This window comes from Mucilaginibacter sp. P2_A5, from assembly GCF_056404995.1.
Map to the genome: position 1 here is coordinate 73,887 of NZ_JBFUCY010000009.1, position 22,378 is coordinate 96,264.

The following is a 22,378-nucleotide window of genomic DNA, read 5'->3' on the forward strand; positions in this document are numbered from 1 at the left end:
CATGAAAAAATTAATACCCGCTTTATTACTGTTAATTAGTTTAAACGCCGCTATCGCGCAGCAGGCAAAATCGCCTTTTGCGGTACGCGGTTTTCACCTCGATCTGCGCATCCAGGTAATGACCATGCCGGCGCTTAAGGCTTTTGCCTTAAAACTAAAGCAAAACGACATGAATACGCTGGTGATGGAGTGGGAGGGTACCTATCCTTTCGAAAAACATCCGCTGATACCCAACCGCTACGCTTACAGCAAGCAGGAAATTAAAAGCTTTATCCGCTACTGCGACAGCCTGGGTATTGATGTGATACCGCTGCAACAAAGTTTTGGCCATGTGGAATACATCTTACGGCACCAACGGTATAAAAATCTGCGCGAAGACCAAAAAGATGTATCGCAGGTGTGCCCCCTGGAAACAGATGGAGATAAGGCATTGTTTACCGATTTGTATACCGAACTTGCGGCAACGCATACCTCTAAATACATCCACATTGGCGGCGATGAAACTTACCTGCTGGGGCACGATGCCAAATGTAAGGCCAAAGCCGAAAAGGAAGGTAAATCCAAACTATATACCGATTACATTAAAATGCTGTGCGAAATTGTGATTAAGCTGGGTAAACGCCCCGTACTTTGGGCCGATATCGCGCTGAAATATCCCGATGCCATTAAGTCATTGCCCAAAGAAACTGTTTTTGTAGATTGGAACTATGGCTGGGATATGAGCTATTTTGGCAACCACCAAAAGTTGATGGAAAGCGGTTTCGAAATCTGGGGATCGCCGGCAATCCGGTCGAGCCCGGATAATTATAACCTCACCCTTTGGGAAAAACACCTGAAAAATATCAGCAATTTCATCCCGGCTGCAAGCAAGTTGGGCTATAAAGGGATGATCATGACGTCGTGGTCAACATCCGGCCAATACTCGGCGGTATATGAATCCGAAGCGGATATGGCCGAGCTGTATGCCATCAGGCACGTGTACCCCTTGTCTGGGTTCAATATGTCTATAGCCGCATATTTCGATGTCCTTAAAAGTAACCTGCCTTTAAATATCACCAACTTTGTTTACAATTACGGCCAAAATCAGTTCGGATTTGATAAGGCCGGGGCCATATCATTTTGGGATGCACTTAAAACAGCACCTTATGAAATTCAGCAAGGCGAGGTAAAATCGCCCACACCATTATCAGTTAGCCAATTGCTGGATAGCTGCACTATAGCCCGGCAAAAGCTGTATGCCCTAAAGCCAACGAAAAATCAGCAGGAGTTTGAGCATTTTAAATTAATGGCCGATATCAGGGTGTATTATCTTACTTACCAGGCCATCGAAGAGCAGGTGAATGAGGCGTCGTTTGATAATACGCAAAAGCCCGCAGTAATTGCTGCGTTAAAGCAACTGTTGGCTACATCAAAAAGCCTGGATGAAAGGTTTGAGCAATTGAATAAAGATTTCCTAAACCCATCGGCCATCCAGGCGGAAAACGAACTGCGTAATATGAAAGTAATAGGTTTATTTGATAGATTGGCAGGGGATAAATAATTTAATAAAGCTACCGCGAGGTTTCATCTCGTGGTTAAACATGGTTTCAGCTTTCAGCTGAAATACACTTAACAAACCGGCACGCAAACGTTTGACCGTTCTTTATTTATCTTTATTCTCGATCAGTTGCGATTCTATAATGATTTTATAATAGGCGCTTTGCTCATTACTGCCCTTATCCTGGTGATGGAGCAAGTCCATCAGAATATCAGCAGCTTTTTGCCCCTGCAGGTAGGGGAATTGCTCAACCGAGGCTGTCGGGATGTTTTCCATATAATTGATCAATGGTAAATTGGCGTAGCTTACAAATTCAATGTCTTTATTTATCCTGATGTTGAGCTTTCGTGCGTGTTTAATAGCAAACAAGGCTACATAGTCGTTAAACGTAACAATGGCAGTTGGTTTTCTTTTGTTGGCCAACAACTCATCGAAAGCTTTTTTTGTGCCCTCCTCCGTTAAATCGCAGGATACAATAAGCGAAGGATCAAATTTTAGCCGGTTTTTGGTCATGGCCTTAATGTAGCCTTCTTTTCGTTCGCCGGTGGCCACCATAGTTTGGGGACCATTGATCATGCCTATGGCACGGTGACCTTTTTTTAACAGGAAACTAACTGCCGCTATAGTACCAATTTCCATATTACAGGCCACGTAATGGATGTTGGCAATGTTGGGAATTCTATCAAAATAAACTATAGGGATGTTATATTTTTTAAGGTTTTCAAAATGCTGAAAAGACGAAGTGTTTTTGCCTACCGATACCAGCAGCCCATCTACACGGTGATTTTTCATTTTTTCTACCAGTTCTTTTTCTTTCTGCTCATCATCATGTGATTGTGCAAGCAATACCGTATAATTCTTTTTATAAGCGGTATCTTCAATGGCGCTAATGGCCGATGAAAAAAAGGCTTCAGAAAGTTCGGGCAAAATAACACCGATGGTGCGGGTTTTTCCCTTCTGTAAAAAAATGGCAGTTTGATTAGGCTCGTAGTTTAGTTCGCCGGCCAGTTTCTTAACTTTTACCCTGGTACTGAGTCCGATGCTGGGATGATCATGCAGGGCCCTTGAAACTGTAGATACCGAGATACCCAGTAGTCGGGCTATCTCTTTTATAGTAGTCGGCTTTGATTGCATTATCCTTTTGGTGTACTTGAAATAAAATTAAAGTTAGCAGATTATTATCAAATTATCACCCGTTTGTGGGGTATTGCAAACGTTTGTGTGTTGTTTTCGAGCAAGAAAAAGCTGTTTTTAGATGCTTAATAACTAATTTGAGCACAGCAAAAAAAGTTATTCCAATTTGTTAATTTAAAATCCCTATCAGCAAAAAATATGAGCGGCAATACTATAGCGGTAAAAAACACATTTTTAAAAGGATACCGCTGGTATCCCATTGATAACCGAACATGAAAAAAACAACAGCCGGCTGCTTTTCTTTTTTACTAAGTTTTTTTATAGCCGCCATTTCGCTGGCGCAGGGTACAAATTCTGAAACGGGCCGATTAAGGCAGGTGATCCCGTTAGGTGGTAATGCCTGGGTAAACGCACCCGATACCATTACTGATGAAGGGCTGGTGAATTGGAAAAATCCTAAATCAACCGCGAATATCTATTTCAGGGTTTCGGTTGCGCAGGATATTAAAGTATCGTTGCGGCTGCGGGTGCCACAGGGCGAAAATAAGATCCAGATAAAAGAAGGTGAAAATTATATATTCAAAAAGATAAGCAACCGGGCCTTTGATACCATTGAGATGGGAACCATCCATTTAAAGCATGCCGGTCATGTTAAAATTGAACTGAAGGGCATTAGTAAAACAGGCGCTGTTTATGCGGATGTAAGCGACCTGATCATCCAAACCAGACAGCCCGATGCCGATATTGCTTTTGTAAAGCAAGGCAGCTCGTTCCATTTTGGCAGGAGGGGCCCGTCAGTGCACCTTAGGTTTACAGTGCCCGATGATAAAAAAAATAAAGTGAAATGGTTTTACAACCAGATAATTGTTCCTAAAAGTCAGGACGTTGTCGGTTCCTATTTTATGGCAGATGGTTTTGGCCAGGGATATTTTGGCATGCAGGTAAACTCGGCTACCGAACGCCGGGTGTTATTTTCTGTATGGAGCCCATTTAATACCGAAGACCCCAAAAGCATTCCCGATAGCATGCGCATTAAATTAGTTAAAGGCGGTGCAGGCGTACACATTGGCGAATTTGGCAACGAAGGATCGGGTGGGCAAAGTTATATGCATTACCCATGGGAAGCCGGGAAAGCCTATGCCTTTTTGTTAAGCGCTGAACCTGACCCTGCTAAAAATTCAACAACGTTTACCGCCTATTTTGAAGATGTTGCCACCGGCAAATGGTTCCTGGTGGCCAGCTTTAACCGGCCGCAAAAAGCTACCTACCTAACCAGCCTCTATTCTTTTGTAGAGAATTTTGAGCCCGAAAATGGCGATAAAACCCGTAAGGCGCTGTTTACCAACCAATGGATTGGCGATAGCGACAATAACTGGCAACAACTTACCCATGCTGTATATACAGGCGATGCAACCGCCAAAGCCAACTACCGGAAAGATTATGCAGGCGGCGTTGAAGGAGATAAATTTTACCTGCAAAACGGCGGTTTTTTTGATGATTTCGTGAAACTGAACACGCCCTTTACAAGGGCAGCGGCAGGCGTAAAGCCTGTTATTGATATTAATAAATTACCTGTTAAATAAAAAATCAAGAGCAAAGAATCAAGAATTAAGAACAAAAGCAAGCCGATTTACGATCAATTTTAAGGAAGAAACAGTTCATATCGTGATATTTTTTATGCTCAAACCCTGTGCGCTTATCTTATTTCTTGATTCTTTGCTCTTAATTCTTAATTCATATTACCTGTTAAATAAAACTGATATATAACTTATAAAATGGAAAGAAGAGAGTTTATAAAAACCGGCGCTATTGCCGCAGCAGGCTTCAGCATATTGCCATCTGGTAGCTTGTTTGCATCTGCACCGGCCAAAGTAAGGCTGGGCTACATTGGTGTTGGTGCCCGCGGCATGAGCCACATTGCCGAAGGTTTGCTGCGCGATGACGTAGAAGTAGTAGCCATTTGCGATACCCAGGAACATTCCCTGAAAATTTGCCGCGAATACATAGCCAAAAAGGGTCATGCCGCGGTAACGGAATACACAGGCGGCCTGGATGCCTACAAAAAACTTTTAGACCGTAAGGATATTGATGCAGTGATCATCGCCACGCCATGGCAGTTTCATCATCCGCAGGCCATTGACGCCATGAAGGCCGGTAAATATGTGGGCTGTGAGGTTATTGCCGGTTTAACGGTAGACGAACATTGGGACATTGTACATACCTCCGAAAAAACAGGCATGCCTTATATGACATTGGAGAATGTTTGTTACCGGCGCGATGTAATGGCTGCACTTAATATGGCGCGCCAGGACCTTTTTGGCGAGATTATCCATTTGGAAGGCGGTTACCAGCACAATTTAAGACCAGTATTATTCAATGATGGTAAAGGCCGCTACGGTAACACCGGCGTTGAATTTGGTGCTAAAGCCTTAAGCGAAGCCCAATGGCGTACCCAATTTAATATAGATGTGGATGGCGATATCTATCCAACCCATGGTGTAGGTCCTTGTATGCATTACGCCAATATCAACGCGGGTAACCGGTTCACCAACCTGGTATCTTTTAGCTCAAAGGCGCGTGGTTTGGGTGCTTATATCGAAGAATTGTCGCCCGGCCATCCCAACGCTAAAATCAACTATAAAAATGGCGACGTAACCACCACCATGATCAACTGCGCCAATGGTGAAACTGTAATGTTGAGCCACGATACGCATTTGCCACGCCCGTATTCTTTAGGTTTCCGCGTACAGGGCACAAAGGGATTGTGGATGGATGCAAACAAAAGTGTTTATATCGACCATAAATCAAAAGAAGATGATTCCTGGGATCCGGCACAACAATGGTTTGATAAATACGATCATCCATTGTGGAAAAAATACGAAAAAATGGCCGAGGGCGCCGGTCACGGCGGTATGGATTGGTTTGTATTTAACGCCTTTATCGAATCGGTAAAAAATAAACGCCAAACACCTATTGATGTTTATGATTCAGTTACGATGAGCGTTATTACGCCATTATCAACCAAATCACTTAAAGAAGGCAATGCAAGTGTGGCCTTTCCTGATTTTACAAAAGGTAAATGGAAAGATAGGAAAAACAGCTTTGCCCTGGATGATAGCGGTTTTTAGGTATGTGATGATGTCGCCGGTTTATTTCAGCACCCTAATTGCTAAGTGTACAGCCTGGTAATTAGGGTGCTTGAGTTGCTAAAGTCAATTAAGTTGGGTGTGGCGGGTATGGTATCAATAATTTTACCTTTTTTAATTTCCAAAAGTTATAACATTCTTACAATAGATTTTAATTTTTGATAGCTTGCTTTGCGTATTGGTGATTGCACGAAATCAAAATTGCCCAAGCCGATATTCAGAAATTATAAGTTCTAACTAAAATGAAAAAACAATTTGTTGCCATTATTTTCCTGTTAAGTAGTTTTACTTCTTCGGCACAAAAAATACCTTATACCAATTGCGAAAAATGTTGGCTGCCCGATTCGTTAGGAAATCACCGGGTAGTATTATCATACACTGGTTCGTCGTCGGCAATAGCGGTTGCAGATATTCCCTGGAGAAGACGCGACGCCAACCCGCAGGATAAGCGTATTATTTTGGTTGACGCAAAAACAAACAAAAAAATAACCAACGTATACGTAAGCGATATCACCCGGGAAAAAGGTAAAATAACTTTTGAGCCAACTTCGGGAACGGGCACCTACTACGTTTACTACATGCCCTACAAAAATGAAGGCCGTTCTAACTATCCCAAGGGAGTTTATTTAAAGCCCGAAAAAACGGCATCCGCCGAATGGACACAGACACTGAAAATCAATAATACCATAAACTTTGCCACGGTAAAGGCTTTTCAATCCATTGATGCTTTCAACAGCTTTTATCCTATGGAAGTGATCGCGACTAAAGCAGAGACTGACGCTTTGATCGGCAAAAATAAAAAAGAGGCCTTCCTGGTTTTTCCGGAAGACAGGTTAAACGCTATCCGTATGACCAAAGATTTGCCACAACGATGGATAGAACTTGGGCCGCAAAATAAATATACTGGTGTAGCTGCCCGGGGCGAAAATTTTGCCTTTCAGTTGGGTGTTTACGCATTGCAGAACATCGAAAATGTAAAGGTTACGTTCAGTAACCTTACTTCGCCGGCTGGCAAAACCATCCTCGCATCAGCGTTGTTTTGTATTAATACAGGCGGTACCACTTATGATGCTAAACCGCTAACCAAAACGGTAAATATAGCACAGGGCGATATCCAGGCTTTATGGTGCGGTGTTGATGTGCCCGTCTCGGCTTTACCATCAATTTATACGGGTAAAGCTACTATCCTGGCTAATGGTAAAGCTGCTAAAGTGATTACAATATCCATAAAAGTAAACAGCAAAATATTAAAAGATGGCGGCGTAAATGAGCCTTATAAAATGACCCGCCTGGGCTGGCTAAATTCAACCATGGCGCAGGAAAATACGGTAATAGCACCATACACGCCCTTAACGGTGGATGGCAATATCATCAGCTTGCTCGGCAGAAAGGTAGAAGTAAATAAAGATGGTTTCCCTAAACAGGTACAAACATACTTTATGCCCGAAATGACGGAATACGCCGCCACGCCAAATAACCTGCTTACCGAAGGCATTCACTTTCATTTTATAAATACTGCCGGCAAAAAAATTAACCTGAAAAGCCAGGGCGTGCAATTCAGCAAAAAAGAAGCCGGTACGGTACAATGGACGGCGGTAAGCGCTAATGATAGCCTGCAAATGGATGTATCCGCATCGCTGGAGTTTGACGGCTTTATGGCCTATACAGTAAAGGTGACGGCCTTGCAGGATGTAAGTTTAAAGGAGATAAATATGCATATCCCCCTTAAAAAAGATTTTGCCAAATACATGATGGGGCTTGGCCAAAAAGGAGGGGGCCGTCCGGAAAGTTTTGAGTGGAAATGGGATGTGGCCCATAAAAACCAGGATGGCGCCTGGGTTGGCAACGTAAACGGCGGTTTGCAATATTCGCTGCGCGACGAAAAATACGTTCGTCCGCTCAATACTAACTTCTACCTGCAAAAACCATTGATACTGCCATCGTCATGGGGCAATGAAAATAAAGGCGGTATCAAAATAGCCTTTGATGGTAAAGCGGTGTTGGTAAACAACTACAGCGGCGAGCGAAATTTGAAAAAAGGGGAGGAGTTGTACTACGACTTTACCTTACTTATTACCCCGTTTCATACTATTAACACCGATTTTCAGTGGGCTACCAGGTTTTATCATGCTTATAAACCTATTGATACCATTAAGGCAGCTGGGGCAACTTTAATAAACATTCACCATGCCACAGCTATCAACCCAACTATTAACTACCCTTTTATCGCCTGGCATAAAATGAAGGCCTATGATGATTCGGCTCATGCGGCTGGGTTAAAAGTGAAAATTTACAACACCATACGCGAGTTATCCAACCACGCTTATGAAACCTTCGCGCTCCGTAGCCTTGGGCATGAAATCTATTCGCCCGGCAAAGGTGGCGGTTTCAGCTGGTTACAGGAACACGTTGGCGACGATTACATTGCCGCCTGGTTTGTTCCCGAAATTAAGGATGCCGCCATTATTAACAGCGGCATGAACCGCTGGCATAATTACTATGTAGAAGGCATGAACTGGCTTACCCAAAACGTAGGCATCGATGGTATTTATTTAGATGATGTGGCGTTTGACCGTGTAACCATGAAACGGGTAAAACGCGTACTTACAAAAGACGGGCACCCCGGTATTATTGATCTTCACTCGGCCAATCAATACAACAAAAGTGATGGTTTTAATAACAGCGCCAACCTGTATATGGAGCATTTCCCATACCTGAACCGTTTGTGGTTTGGCGAATATTTTGACTACGAAAAGAATGACCCTGATTTTTTCCTGACCGAAGTGAGCGGTATTCCGTTTGGCCTAATGGGCGAAATGCTACAAGGCGGCGGTAATAAATGGCGGGGAATGGTGTACGGTATGACCAACCGTATGCCCTGGAGTGATGGCGCTGACCCGCGGCCAATATGGAAGGCATGGGATGACTTTGGCTTGAAGGGCACAAAAATGATTGGTTACTGGGTTGACGATAATCCGGTGAAAACCGATAAAGTTAAAGTATTGGCAACTGTTTACCAGAAGGCAGGAGCGGTTATGGTTTCAATAGCGAGTTGGGAAGATACCGATACTGATTTCAAACTGGTAATTGACTGGAAGAAATTGGGCATTGATCCTGCTAAAGCCACCATCATCGCACCCGAAATAAAAAGTTTTCAACCGGCTAAAATGTTCGGTTTGGATGACAGGATTTCGGTTGAAAAAGGTAAGGGATGGTTACTGGTTATCAGGTAAAAACTGGCTGATAAAAATGATTGCCGCCGGTATACATTTGCGTGCCAGTGGCAATCATTTCCATTACGACTGTCTATTTACTGCCTATCTTAAATTCTGCTGTCAGCTTTTCATCCGCCGAGTTGCTGCCCAGGATCAGCTTATAATCCCCTGGATAAAGTTTCCAGCTGTGCTTTTGCAAATCCCATTTTTGCAATTCTTTCACCCGTATTTTTATGGTTATCAATTGCTCGTTTCCTTTGCCAACACTCACTCTTTTAAATCCTTTTAGTTCTTTAACCGGCATCCTGTCAAGGGCCGGGTATTTAATATAAGCCTGCACAACTTCATCGGCATCCATATTACCCGTGTTTTTTACTTTAACAGTCACACTGATGGTATCTTTAGCAGCATATTGCTTAGCTGGAGCAGAAGTAACCTCATAATTAAACGAAGTATAGCTTAAACCGAAACCAAATGGATATTGCACGGCGCCCCCAAAGTAACGGTAGGTACGGCCTTTCATGCTATAGCTGGTATACTCAGGTAAGTCCTTAACCGAATTATAAAATGTAAGCGGCAGGTGGCCAGATGGGCTTATCTTCCCAAAAACAATATCCGCAAGTGCGTTTCCGCCCTGCTCGCCAGGATACCAGGCATAAATGATGGCGTCGGCGTACGGCGCTATAGCGGCCACGTCTACATCGCTGCCGGCAGTTATTACAGCTATGATAGGTTTCTTAACGCCCTTGCGTAATTCTCTCATAAAGGCTATTTCGCTTGCAGGCAGGCTCAGCGTCTTTTTGTCGCCTCCAGATTCGGCCAGGAAAGCGTCTCCGGCTTCGCCTTCCAATACAGGAGATAAGCCTATTACGGCGATCGTTACATCGGCATTGCCTGCACCCCAGATACCGCCAAAATGGGTGGTGTCGCGGTAATCGCAGCCCAGGTCATATTCTACACGGGTACCCTTATCCACATTGCCGGTAATGCCCTCTACAAAGTTTACTACTTTGCTGCTCACACCATGGTAACTGCCAACCATAGCATCTAAAGCGGCCGCATTGGGGCCTAATACCATAAAGCTGGTGTATTGCCCTTGTTTAAACGGTAGTATATTGTTATCGTTTTTTAGCAATACCATACTTTGTTGTGCAACCTTACGGGCAAGCGCAATATGAGCCTCGTTGTGGATACTATCAGCACCGTAATTTTTAAAAGGCGCGGCGCCGCCTTCGTCAAAAAAGCCTAATTTAAACTGGGTTTTCAGGATACGTGACAGGGCTACATCAACTTCTTTTTCTGTAAGCAGTTTTTGTTGTACAGCCTTCACCAGGTCGCCCTGGAAAACCGACGAACAGTCCAGGTCGATGCCTGCCTTTATGCCCGCGGCAGCTGTCTCCACAGCTGTCGGGATGGTTTTGTGAGCTAAAAAAACATCGTCAAGCGCGCCGCAATCAGTTACCACGTGACCTTTAAAGCCCCATTCGTTCCTTAAAATATCGGTTACCAGGTTTTTATTTACAGAGTTTGGTACGCCATTAATACTGTTATAAGCTGTCATTACAGATTCTACACCAGAATTTACCAGCGCATGGAACGCATACAGGTACGTTTCGCGCATGTCCTTTTCATCAACAATTGCATCAAAGGAATCGCGGGTAGCTTCGGGGCCGCTATGTGCTGCAAAATGTTTTGCGGTAGCGGCCGCTTTCAGGTAACGACTATCTTTTCCCTGCATCCCGTGTACAAATGCCGATCCTATGTGCGCCGTCAAAAACGGGTCTTCGCCATAGGTTTCCTGCCCGCGTCCCCATCGTGGATCGCGAAAGATGTTGATGTTGGGTGTCCAGAAAGTAAGGCCCATATATTGCAATCGGCGCCCCAATGATGTGGATACATTGTATTTGGCCCTCGCTTCGGTCGAGATTGCATCTGCAACGGAGTCGACCAATTTTTCATTAAACGTCGCAGCCATGCCAATAGCCTGCGGAAATATGGTAGCATCACCTGCACGTGCTACACCGTGTAAGCCTTCGTTCCACCAGTTATAAGCGGGGATGCCTAAACGGGGTACGGCTTTGCTCCTGTAGCCCAATAGGGATACCTTTTCTTCTAATGTCAATTTAGAAATCAAATCCTTTATTCTGATATCAATCGATTGTGAAGCATCTTTATAAACAGGCGTATTTTGCGCCAAGGCAGATAAGGAAGATAGTATTAAGGCGCAACCTGATAAACAGGCGGCGCTTTTTTTCATGATGATATGTGTAATATATTTCATTCGAAGGCAGATAATTATGCAGATAGATGAATTCTATTTAACAAGCGGCAATATACCAGCTTTTTTTATTTTGGTGATAATGGCGTTTCCAACTTTCTTCCCTTGTGCGTTGCCATTTTCTATACTTTGCATATAGTGGATGCCGCCATAAAAACGAGACATGGAAGCTTCGGCCGCTGCCTGGCGGAATGACTTGAAATCGCGCTGACCGCTGCCAAAAGGAATCTCGGTGTTATCGGTATAGGCAAAATTATCGCCCAGCAAATAGGTTAGCATTTCGGCCGATGCGTTGGAGATAACGGCGTGTCCGCTGGTGTACTCCGGGAAAGGCGGGGTTTGCAAAACGGGTTGCCATTTCACATCCATGTACCGGTTAATAAAAGTTTCGGGGCGGATTCTGTTACTGGTAAATTTTTCTTCCCAACAGCTGATGAAGGCATCCATCAGGGTAACGCCCACTAAAGTTGTTACCTCGATTGAATGGTCAAAATCAAGCCCCGCCTGGCGGGTGACCAAACCAGTTACATGCATCCAATGACCACCCGGACTAATCTTTTTATAGCCGATTGCCATATGGCCGGATGTGGTGATGGCAAATGGGTTACAGTCCCAAAACAAGGCAATGTTGATCTGCTCTGTTGAAAGGTGTTTTGATACATCGTAAACAGCCTTTACCTGTTTATAAAATGCCGATGAGGTATCTTTACTGAAAGGGATTAACGGAGCGGGCTTGTATTGATTGGCCGAATCTATCACCATCGTGCGGATGGTTTTCCAGTTGGGCTCCAGGGCTTCAAAATATCCCGGCGGGGTGGGGTACCATTTACTTTCGTCTTTTATAGGGGTATATCTCTTTAGTGCACTCAACTGGCTGTAATGGTCTGTTTTTGAAAACGCGACAGCGGCCGCGGAAGCCAACTTTGCTACTTTAATTGAGTTTTGAATGATGGTGGAGTCTATATTTGTTTTTTTTAACAGCTGCATAAAGGCATCCTGATCATCAGTCATCATAAATCCGGATGGCAGCAGCAGTTTGGCAGTTTCCAGGATGCTGTAAAAAGCAGCAATTTTATAGTCGTATTTTAAGCTGATAGTATCCAGGGTACTGTTGGCCTTGTAATCTTTGATGAATTTTTGAAGTTCGGGAATGTTTTTATTGTTGGCAGCTACAATATTATAGGCGCCCAACATTACATAAGCGTAGTAACGCGCGGCAACAGGAGGGCCTACCACATCATGTACCATTACCATAGTTACTGCGTTTACTGCATGGTCTGGCTGCAAATAATCGGGATAATTATTATTAGTGTTTTGTGCGTAGCATTGATGTGCAATCAACGTGCAAAATATCAGGAGCGATTTTTTTAAGTAATTCATTATTCTTTATAAAATTGAAGCGGCCCATCGCTTACGCCTATCAGTAAATATAATGTATTGTTAATGCTGACCTCCACTGCCGATTTTACATCGCCCATAACCGAAAGTCCTGATGTTGGCTGATTAACATAAGTAAAACCACCTTTGCCATCGCCTTTTAACAGGCAGCCATAATTTGCATCAATACTGCCAATCTTTAGGCGATTGTCCGAGTGGTTACCTAACAAAAGTATATCGGTGTGACCATCGTGGTCAAAATCGCCTGTCAGTATCTGGCTTACAGGGGCAAACTGCGCTTCTGTTGGTAAAGGTGCCGCCGTGAATTTGCCATTAATATTGAGGTACAACGTTGTCTGCATATTATTAATGCTCAATTTTCCGGCTTTGGCCATGTTATCGGCGCTAAAAATTTCGTTAATAGTGGCATCAGCATACATTTTGTACGAATTGAACTTGCGGCGCATAGGGTAAATCTGCTCATTCAATTCATCGCGGCTCACAAAGGGGTAGCTTTTACCCTGGATATAAAAATTAAAAAACGGATCGATAGAACCATTGCCGTCAACATCGGTAAAATACATTTCGGCAGGCTCCTTATCTGTGGCTTTAATCTGGGTGTTAAGCCCAAGATTACCTGCAATCAGATCTGGTTTGCCGTCACCGTTTACATCGGCAAAGGCAATTTTGTTCCAGAATCCTTTTTGCGGGGTATTAAAATAATCAGCGGTTTTATCGGCAAATCCTTCCATAGTGTTGATGAAAATGGTTACCGGCATAAATTCACCGCATAAAACAAGGTCTTTGCGGCCATCGTTATTCAGGTCTATCCATTGGGCATCGGTTACCATGCCAATTTTATCAAATGGTGCAACGGCGGTGGTAAACTTACCTTTGCCATCGTTAACCAACAGATAGCTTTGCGGCGCAACGGGGTATTGGCCTGGTATTATGCGGCCACCTATAAACAAGTCAAGATCGCCATCACCATCAAAATCGCATGCTTTAACTACCGATTTGCTGTTGGCATTCATTACCGGCAGGGCAGTAGGCGATAATACAAACCGGCCATTACCCTCGTTTATATAAAGTTCGTCCTGTAAATCGGCGGTGTTGGGCTCGTATAAGGAATAGCCGCCTTTTGCAATGTACAAATCGGCTTTTCCGTCGCTATTGGCGTCAAAAAAAGTCGCTGCCGCTGTTGTGCCGATATTATTCATGCCGCCCCGAATTATGTCTTTAGCCAGATACTTACCGCCCGCTTGTTGAAGGTATATTTTGCCGGGGCTGTCTTTTTCGCCGCTCACAAATAAATCTTCCAGGCCATCGCCATTTACATCGGCTTTGGTAATAACCGGCGCTGTTTTGGAGTACATGAACAGCATTAATAACTGGCGTTTAAAATCGTTCAGTGTAATTTCTTCAGGTTTGAATTCGATAACAGGCTCAGTGCGCTTAAATATGGTTTTCTTTACTTCGGCAATTTGTCCCGAAAGTTTTCCGCTTGGATCATAGTTAACAGTAAGCAACTGATTGGCATTAACATCCTTCAATAATTGGATTGAGTTATCGGGCCAGGTAACCCGGATAGAATCAACCTTCTTTAGATCTCCTAAACCAAAATTTAGCGTTGTTGATACACATGACAAATATCCCCTGTTTGGGTTTACTTCCTGGTATTGAATGCTTTTGCCGCCATATACGCTTACTTTTGCACCTATGGCATTAGTGTTTTTGCCTGTGCCTTTTAATTTTACCGCAATGTACGAAGTGTTATTTGCCTCGCGACTGGTATTTTGGTAGATGGATGCCGGCTGGTTGATGTTGTTTACCACCAGGTCCAGGTCGCCATCGTTATCCAGGTCGGCATATACTGCGCCGCTTGATATGTTTTGCTGATTGAGGCCCCATTCTACTTGTTTATTGGTAAAAGTAAGGTTGTGATTGTTTTTGAAAATATAATCGGGCACTGCTGTTGAAGGCATGGCCATCACCAGGTCCATGAGGCGGAATGGTTCGGCAGCCATTGCTTTTTTTATCTTGTAATCGCCCCAGTAACGTAAAAAGTCTTTATTGGTGTAGTCCCTCAGATAGCCGTTGGTGATAAAGATGTCTTTGTAACCATCATTGTCAAAATCGGCAATAAGGGGGCACCAGCTCCAATCGGTGTTTGATAGGCCGGCCAGCTGGGCTATTTCGCTAAATGTGCCGTCGCCATTGTTTAGCTGCAGCATATTACGCATATATTGTTTGTAAAGTCCCTGGTTTTGCATTAGGGCAAAGGACTCGTAGTTTTCTTCCAGTTGAAGTGATTTTTGCCTGTGGTTATCCTCGGGCAACATATCAAGGGTCATAATGTCGGGCAGGCCGTCATTATTAAAATCGGCAATATCAACCCCCATAGAAAAGTGCGACATATGCCTCAGCATTTCTTTTGATTTTTCGGCAAAAGTACCGTTGTGGTTATTGATGTAAATGTAATCCGGTTCGTTGTAATCGTTGGTTACATAAATATCGGGCCATCCATCCTTATTAATATCGGCAATGGCCACGCCCAGCCCAAAGGTGAGCGGATTTTGTACTATACCAGCCGCTTTTGATACATCGGTAAAATGCCCGTTATCATTGCGGAATAGTTTGTTGCTCGCCAAATCATCGGTTTGATCTTTATAACGGGCCAGTTCCATGTTGTCAATCTTTTTAATATTATGGTTCAGCAGGAACATGTCCAGGTCGCCATCATTATCATAGTCAAAAAATACGGCCTGGGTGCTGTAACCCGGGTCGGCTAAACCGTATTCTTTTGCTTGTTCTTTAAATTTGTTATTGCCCTGGTTTATAAATAACTGGTTGCTCCGGGTGGCATTATCAGTTTTACCCGAGTAGCATACATAAATATCCAGGAATCCGTCGCCGTTAACATCGGCCATGGTTACACCGGTTTTCCAGGAGTCCGGCCGGCCGCCCAAATCAGGGCTCGCGCTATCGGTTATGTCCTTAAACTTCATGTGCCCCTGGTTAAGGTAAAGCTTGTTGGATTTCATATTCCCGGTAAACATCAGGTCGGGGAGACCATCATTGTTGATATCGCCGACTGCTACGCCGCCACCATTATAAAAATACTCGTATGACAGCACGTTGAGCGACTCAGTCTCGTTGATATCATTGCTGAATTTAACGTTGGTTTCCTTGCTATTCAATAACTTGAATAAAGGCTGCTGAGCATTGGAGGGAAGCACCGAAAAAACAAACGCAACAGTTACTAAAGCGGGTAAACCCACACAGCGTTTTAAGAAATATGAATTAAACAGGGACATAAATACTTTAATTAAAACTTATGTTTTGAGTACACAGTTCTAAAAGGATTGCTAAACAATGTAGCGGTAGTAAAAGCAAACAGGGAGGCAGTAGTGCCTCCCTGTTTGTTAAGAAATGAAAATTTTATTTATCCCACCATACTTTAGCAGAGAAAGTATCTCCGCCGCTAAGTCTTGCAACAGCAGCGGCATAATTTGCTGCGTTTGTTGATGGCAATGTAATTGGATAAGGCATTCTTCTTGGGATAGTTCCACTGGTGAACTGGCCTGAATAGGTCACAGCTGTTAAAGCAGGATATCCAGATCTTCTCCAATTGGCCCATGTTTCATTGAAGTTAAAAGTTGAAGATGTTTCAACGAAATACTCCATGTTAATTTGCTGTAGAGCAGTAGCGGTTACCAATGGATGAGCGGCCACGTATGTAGCAATCGCAGCAGCATCAACAGCTGATGATGATCCAAACTGTGACAATGTTTGCATGTCGGCCGTAAGCGCGTTAGCATAATGGGTTGCTGCAACACCAGTACTCCAGCCTTTTACGGCGGCTTCTGCTAATAAAAGCTCGCTTTCGCCATAGGTTAATATGAAGTTATAACGATTCTTGTTATCATATACAACAAACCGAGGACGTGAATATTTGCCATCTGGTGCAGGAGAATCGGTTGAAGAAGCTGCAGGTGAGGTTCCCGGGTAATTCGGAGCTTTTGAAATATCAGTAGAACCACCATTGAGATCATAACCGTTAGGCATACCAAATTGAAGGCTTGCGGTGTTGTTGCCGGCAGCTAATACTTCATTTGCAGCTTTACCTGTGCCCGCAGATACCTCAGCTATAGCGCTAATACGCGGATCATTAGTTGATTTCATATAACTGATCAAAGTATTTGACCAGCGTACTTCTCTAAAATCTGCAACTACTAATAAAGCATTAGCATCGCTATTGCTGTTACCACTTGCATCATCAGCTAATACTTTTGCATTATCAGCTATAGCGCTCATTGTACCGCCAGTGTAAGCCATCTCAGCATAAGTTTTGGCAGTAGCGGCATCAACTTTAGTTAAACGCATCGCAATCCTAAGCATCAAAGAATAACCTAATTTTTTCCATCGGGCTATATCGCCACCATAAAAAAGATCGCTGGTTGGGGCTGCTTTTGAAGTACTCAAAGCTGGCACAGCTGTGGCAAGTTGGGTAAGCATAGATTTGTAAATGCTTTCCTGTGTGTCAAAAACAGGTGAAGTTATACCCGCTTTTGCTTGTCCTTCCTGTGAAAACGGTATATCACCATATGCATCAGTAATGCGCTCGAGCATCATAATACGTAAAATGGTGCCGCAGTTATCAAGATTGCTTAAATCAGCCTTGCCGGCAACCAGGTTTTTCATCTCATCAACAAGGGTCACCGCGCCATAACTTGTAGTCCAGGTGCGCGATTTATAGTTATCATTGCTACCGGAGGCTACATATTTATCTCCATTGCTGTAATAATCATAAGTTGATGCCAATGATTGTGACCACATGCTTTGATATAACAATTGGTCATAACCCGTATTTGAAAATTTGATCTGAGCCTGCGCCATTAAAAAGTTTGGGTCAAATAATGTGGCGCTTACTTTAGTAGGATTAGTATTAATTGCATCAAAATTTTTAGTACAACCCGCTATAAAGGTAGCACCTATAAGCAGGCAACTATATATATATCGTTTTTTCATCTTCGTTATTTTTTAAATTTAAAGTTTACATTTAAACCATAAGTCCTTACAGCTGGTACGCTTGTACCTTCAATACCGGCATAGTTAATACCTGGAGCAAAATTTGATTCAGGATCAATGTTATCGGTATGCTTCATAATGGTCCATAAGTTGCGCGCCACTAATGAAAACGTTATCGAGTTAAATGGTGTACCTGCAATAATGGTTTTTGGGATGCTATAACCAACAGATATTTGACGTAGCTTAATGAAGCTGCCATCTAATACGTTTACTGACGAAACTTTTGCCAGGCCTTGGTAATATGCCTGAGCCGTAGCATTAGTTGTATTAGTTGCTCCGGTTACCTGGTCAACACCGGCGCCAACTATACCTGTTTCGCGGCCAACTAAGGTCATTTTATTTAATCCTCTGTAAATGCTGTAATAGCTTGTTGCCGATAATACTTTGTTACCAAAGCGATAATCAACAAGGAAAGAAAGATTGAAGTTTTTGTAAGCAAAATCGTTATTTAAACCACCGTAAACTTTAGGTACTACGCTGCCGAACGGCTTGTAAGCGCCCTGTTGCGGAACACCATCTTTATAAATTATTTGACCAGAGGCGTTACGTAGGTAGTCATACGCTAAAATTTGTGGTCCATCCATGCCTACTACAAAAGCAGTTGATGCATTAAGCGGGCGGTAAGTTCCTAAGCCGATGTTGGCACTTGTTTCATTGGTAGACAGTACTTTATTTTTTACGTAAGTAAAGTTAAATGAAGTAGACCAACTAAAATTGTTAGATTTAATTGGAGCGCCATGTATCTCCACTTCGACACCGCGGTTCTGATTAGATGCTGTTGCGACGTAAGCATTGGTGTAACCACTTGAAATGTCGATAGTGCTATTGAGGATCTCGTTTTTAGTCTTTTTAGCAAAGTAGGCAACGTCTAAGCCCAAACGATCATTAAAGAACTTTAATTCTGTACCAACTTCAAACTCACCCAAAGTATATGGTTTTAAAAATAGATTTGGTAATTGAGTGTCGAAACTGCCGGCATTTGTGCCGTTGATTGAATTGGCTACATTATAATATACCTGGTTAGCGTATGGCGAAGGGCTACCGCTTGTTTTGGCATAAGATAAACGTAATTTACCGAAGTCTAATCCTTCAATATGCACTAAATCTGAGAAAATGAAACTTGCGGATACCGAAGGGGTAAATATACCTCTGCCGGCTGCACTTGATATACTACTATAAGCATCGTAACGCCCTGTTGTACTTAACACAAGATAATTTTTGATGCCAAAATCAGCAGTATAGTATAAAGAGTTAACCTGCTGGTCGCTTACTCCCTGGGTGCCACTATCTCTTGTTTTGCCGTTAGAAAGGTCATAGAAATATGGAATAATCAGGTTATTAGCGTTTACATAAGTTCCTGAACCGTTGGCTTTACGGATGTTTCCGCCCGCAGACACATCAAGGTTTAACCAATCTTTGATAATGTCGTGTTTTGCACCTATTAAAACATCACCGTTAAATTCGGTAGTTTGTGTAGTTTGTGTTTGCATTGAGCCGTTTGAGCCGCTTAAATAAGCCGTACCAGTAGGGGTAATGCTTAAGCGGGTGTCATGAATTTTATCATAACCAATACGGCCTTGTACGTAGGCCCATGGGTTAAGGGCATACCTTGCAGAGATTGAGGATATTAAGCGTTCTCTTTTTGTATTGGTAACAAACTTATAAGCTGCAAAGTAAGGGTTGGTAACATATTCGTCATCATTCCATAACAATTCGCCACCGCTTGCGTTGGTTCCCGGAGCCAAAATGCTTTGCGCGATGTTGGGTGCTAAAAACTGAACGTTGTTAGGGTTACCCGGACCGTCGCTTAAGCCAGACCGGTTTTTTGAATCATCTAAAATATAGTTGGCAACAAAGTTTATATCCAGATTTTTAATTACAGTTTGAGAACCATTGAAGTTGAACGTTTTTCTATTCAATCCGCTGTTCGGAGTAATGGCATGATTGTTAAGGTCAGATAACGACAAACGGAAAGCCCCAGTCTCATTACCACCTGTTAAAGCTACTGTATTGGTAAACGTACCGCCGGTTCTATAGAATTTGGTATAATCATCGCTTGTTTTTGAATAGCTGTATTGTTTGCCATTAAATTGAATAGCTTGCGATCCATCTAATTTTCCACCCCATGCAAATCTTGTCGAGTTTTTTGCTACGTTAGCATCGGTAGGTTTAACACCTCCTGTACCTTGACCGTATTCAGTCTGAAAGTCTGTATTGTCGTAAATTTTATCGGCCTGGTAATTTGTGTTATATTCAACCCCGAAACCAGAATTTTTTTTACCTGATTTGGTGGTGATCAAAATAACACCATTTGCCGCGCGCGTACCGTAAAGAGCAGACGCAGATTGGCCTTTTAACACGGTCATGCTTTCAATATCATCTGGGTTGATGTTGGAGATACCATCTCCATAATCCGCACCACCCCATTCACCAGACTGACCACGTTGGGTATTATCCATAGGTACGCCGTTAATAACGAATAGCGGAGAACCTGCGCTCCCGCTGGTAACACCACGTAAAAGGATACGTGCAGATGAACCAGGACCGCCATTTGTACCACTGATACTTAAACCGGCAACACGGCCTTCCAATGAATAAGCAACGTTTGTTTCTTTGGCTTTATCCAATGAGGCGCCGCCAACCGTAGTTACAGAATAACCTAATTTTTTCTGGTCTTTTTTGATACCCAAAGCCGTTACAACAACTTCGTTCAGGCTTTTAGCAGATACGGTAAGTTTTACAGATAGTTCGCTTTTGCCGTCAACAGGTACTTCCTGGTTTTCATAACCCAAAAACGAAAAGATAAGTACAGCGTTGGCCGGGGCATTAATAGAGAAGTTACCATTGGCATCTGTGATAGTACCTGTGGTTGTTCCTTTAATGCGTACCGAAACGCCGGGCGCTGGTGTGCCATTCTCGTCAACTACCTTACCTTTTATTACCGCAGCATTTACAACCTCATTTTTTTGTGAGATAACGATCAGGTTGTTTTCAAGTTGGGTGTAGGTAAAGTCGGAGTTTGCCAATAATTTGTTCAAAACCGACGTAACTTCTTCGTTTTGTACATTAAGCGTTATCTTTTTGGTTGATGGGATTTTACGCTCGCTGAAAACGAAGTGGTAGTTAGTCTGCTTTTGAATGGCAGAGATAACCTTACTAAAATCTGCCGATTTTATGTTAAAGGTGACTTTTTGTTGCGAGTAGACATTTGCAATGGATTGCAGACTAAAGGCTACTACTAAAATAAATGTCAATTTCATTATTAATATGGACTTAAATAGCCAATAGTTATCTCTTACACCCTTTGGGTGTTTAAAATATTTCATACTTTTACTTAATTAAAGGTGACTTGATTAAATGGCAATGTTCTGTTCGAGAGAACATTGCATGATTAACTAACAGATCTTCATCTTCGCGGGAGTTACCTCTGGTAATTCCCGTTTTTTTTGTGGTATGTAAAGCTTTCTTTATGTCATAGGCTTATTTATTGGCTGTATTAAGTTAATAAATGTATATGGTTTCGTTTTTGTACTTATATGAAAATGGTTCTATCATTTGCAATGCTTTTAAGGCCTGCAATATGTTTTCCTTTTCAAAAACACCTGTAAAGCGATAGTCTTTTGTATCTGTGTTTTTGAATTTTATTTTGATGCCATACCAGCGTTCCATTTTATTGGCAATCTCGGTAAAGTCTTCGTCCTTGAATGTCAGGCGGTTATTTACCCATGAGGTTTCAACCACCGTGGTATCATTTGATTTCAAATAGGTAAGATTGGTTAACGCATAACTTGTTTTTGCGGTATCAGGTGTTTGCGCTACCAGGTTGCGGTTAATGGTATGCCTTTTAAACGTGGTGCTTTTTAAAATAAGCTTTTCGTTTGGTTTAAGGATAATCCTGTCCGATGGCCTGTCGGCCAGGGTAACTTCAATTGAGCCCCTGATAAGGGTTGCTTCACTTGCAATGTCGTTTTTATATGATTTTACGTTGAAGGCGGTACCTACAACCCTGATGCTCATTTTGCCCGCGTGTACTATAAAAGGATGCTTATGATCTTTGGCCACATCAAAAAAAGCTTCGCCATTGAGGTAAACCTCGCGTGTAGGCCCCGTAAATGATGGCGGGTATTTTAAAGTAGTTTCGGAATTTAATGTTACCACAGATCCGTCGCTTAAGTAAATTTTTGATTTTACACGGCTTGGCGTATTCTTTTGCTGAAGATCGGCCAGCGCAAAGCTTTTTTGATTATAACCTGTTAAATAATAAGTAACAGATAAGCCAATACCTATGGCCAATAATGCTGCCATACTGCGCAAAAATATGATCACGCGCCGGCTTTTAAAGCCCCCTGCAGGCGTTTCATCGTCCTCTTGTGTTTCTGCTGCAGGCATTTCTATTTTAGATACAATGCGCTCAAACATCAGGTTGGTGTTTGAATACAACTCTTCGTTTTTTACCCAGTAGGTTTTAAAGAAAGCGTTTTGTTGCCTGCAAGTCTCGTCGTTTGCCATCAAGAAATTGAATTCCTCCAATTCCGCGGCATTCATCTCGTCCGAGAGTTTTTTTGTTAACAGTTCAATAAACCTTTCGTTCACCATTTTT

The 22,378-nt window shown here is 42.8% G+C and carries 11 protein-coding genes; 4 read left to right on the top strand and 7 right to left on the bottom strand.

The annotated features are described in order from the left end of the window. Nucleotide 1: 1 nt before the first annotated feature. A complete protein-coding gene (locus AC1DXF_RS09680; protein ID WP_477448099.1) occupies nucleotides 2–1,540 on the top strand; it encodes a beta-N-acetylhexosaminidase in 1,539 nt (512 codons plus the stop codon). Between the two features lie 102 nt (nucleotides 1,541–1,642). On the opposite strand, the gene AC1DXF_RS09685 is transcribed toward AC1DXF_RS09680, so the two are convergent. Then, nucleotides 1,643–2,671 (bottom strand): LacI family DNA-binding transcriptional regulator, encoded by a 1,029-nt coding sequence (locus AC1DXF_RS09685; RefSeq protein ID WP_477448100.1) that lies wholly within the window; start codon nucleotides 2,669–2,671, stop codon nucleotides 1,643–1,645. Nucleotides 2,672–2,943: 272 nt separating this feature from the next. On the opposite strand from AC1DXF_RS09685, the gene AC1DXF_RS09690 reads away from it, so the two are divergent. The 3 genes from AC1DXF_RS09690 to AC1DXF_RS09700 all read left to right on the top strand — a co-directional run bounded on the left by AC1DXF_RS09690 (nucleotide 2,944) and on the right by AC1DXF_RS09700 (nucleotide 9,050). Continuing rightward, on the top strand, nucleotides 2,944–4,254 hold the full coding sequence (locus tag AC1DXF_RS09690) for a DUF3472 domain-containing protein (RefSeq protein WP_477448101.1): 1,311 nt from the start codon (nucleotides 2,944–2,946) through the stop codon (nucleotides 4,252–4,254). A 192-nt stretch (nucleotides 4,255–4,446) separates the two neighbouring features. Next, a complete protein-coding gene (locus AC1DXF_RS09695; RefSeq protein WP_477448102.1) occupies nucleotides 4,447–5,799 on the top strand; it encodes a Gfo/Idh/MocA family protein in 1,353 nt (450 codons plus the stop codon). Nucleotides 5,800–6,059: 260 nt separating this feature from the next. After that, nucleotides 6,060–9,050 carry a glycoside hydrolase domain-containing protein gene (locus AC1DXF_RS09700; RefSeq protein ID WP_477448103.1) on the top strand — a complete coding sequence of 997 codons (2,991 nt, stop codon included), beginning with the start codon at nucleotides 6,060–6,062 and terminating at the stop codon, nucleotides 9,048–9,050. A gap of 73 nt (nucleotides 9,051–9,123) precedes the next feature. On the opposite strand, the gene AC1DXF_RS09705 is transcribed toward AC1DXF_RS09700, so the two are convergent. From AC1DXF_RS09705 to AC1DXF_RS09730, 6 genes are all read right to left on the bottom strand, one after another. Then, complete coding sequence (locus AC1DXF_RS09705; protein WP_477448104.1) at nucleotides 9,124–11,289, bottom strand: glycoside hydrolase family 3 N-terminal domain-containing protein; 2,166 nt, start codon at nucleotides 11,287–11,289, stop codon at nucleotides 9,124–9,126. A 57-nt stretch (nucleotides 11,290–11,346) separates the two neighbouring features. Further along, complete coding sequence (locus AC1DXF_RS09710; RefSeq protein WP_477448105.1) at nucleotides 11,347–12,690, bottom strand: vanadium-dependent haloperoxidase; 1,344 nt, start codon at nucleotides 12,688–12,690, stop codon at nucleotides 11,347–11,349. Beyond that, nucleotides 12,690–15,887, bottom strand: a complete 3,198-nt coding sequence (locus tag AC1DXF_RS09715; RefSeq protein ID WP_477448106.1) for a VCBS repeat-containing protein — start codon at nucleotides 15,885–15,887, stop codon at nucleotides 12,690–12,692. Before AC1DXF_RS09715 ends, AC1DXF_RS09710 begins: the two co-directional genes overlap by 1 nt. Nucleotides 15,888–16,128: 241 nt before the next feature. Continuing rightward, complete coding sequence (locus tag AC1DXF_RS09720) at nucleotides 16,129–17,718, bottom strand: SusD/RagB family nutrient-binding outer membrane lipoprotein (RefSeq protein WP_477448107.1); 1,590 nt, start codon at nucleotides 17,716–17,718, stop codon at nucleotides 16,129–16,131. Between the two features lie 5 nt (nucleotides 17,719–17,723). Continuing rightward, entirely contained in the window at nucleotides 17,724–21,038 is a 3,315-nt protein-coding gene (locus tag AC1DXF_RS09725; protein WP_477448108.1) for a SusC/RagA family TonB-linked outer membrane protein, read from the bottom strand. Nucleotides 21,039–21,279: 241 nt separating this feature from the next. Continuing rightward, nucleotides 21,280–22,374, bottom strand: coding sequence for a FecR family protein (locus AC1DXF_RS09730; protein ID WP_477448109.1), 1,095 nt, complete (start codon nucleotides 22,372–22,374; stop codon nucleotides 21,280–21,282). Nucleotides 22,375–22,378: the final 4 nt, after the last annotated feature.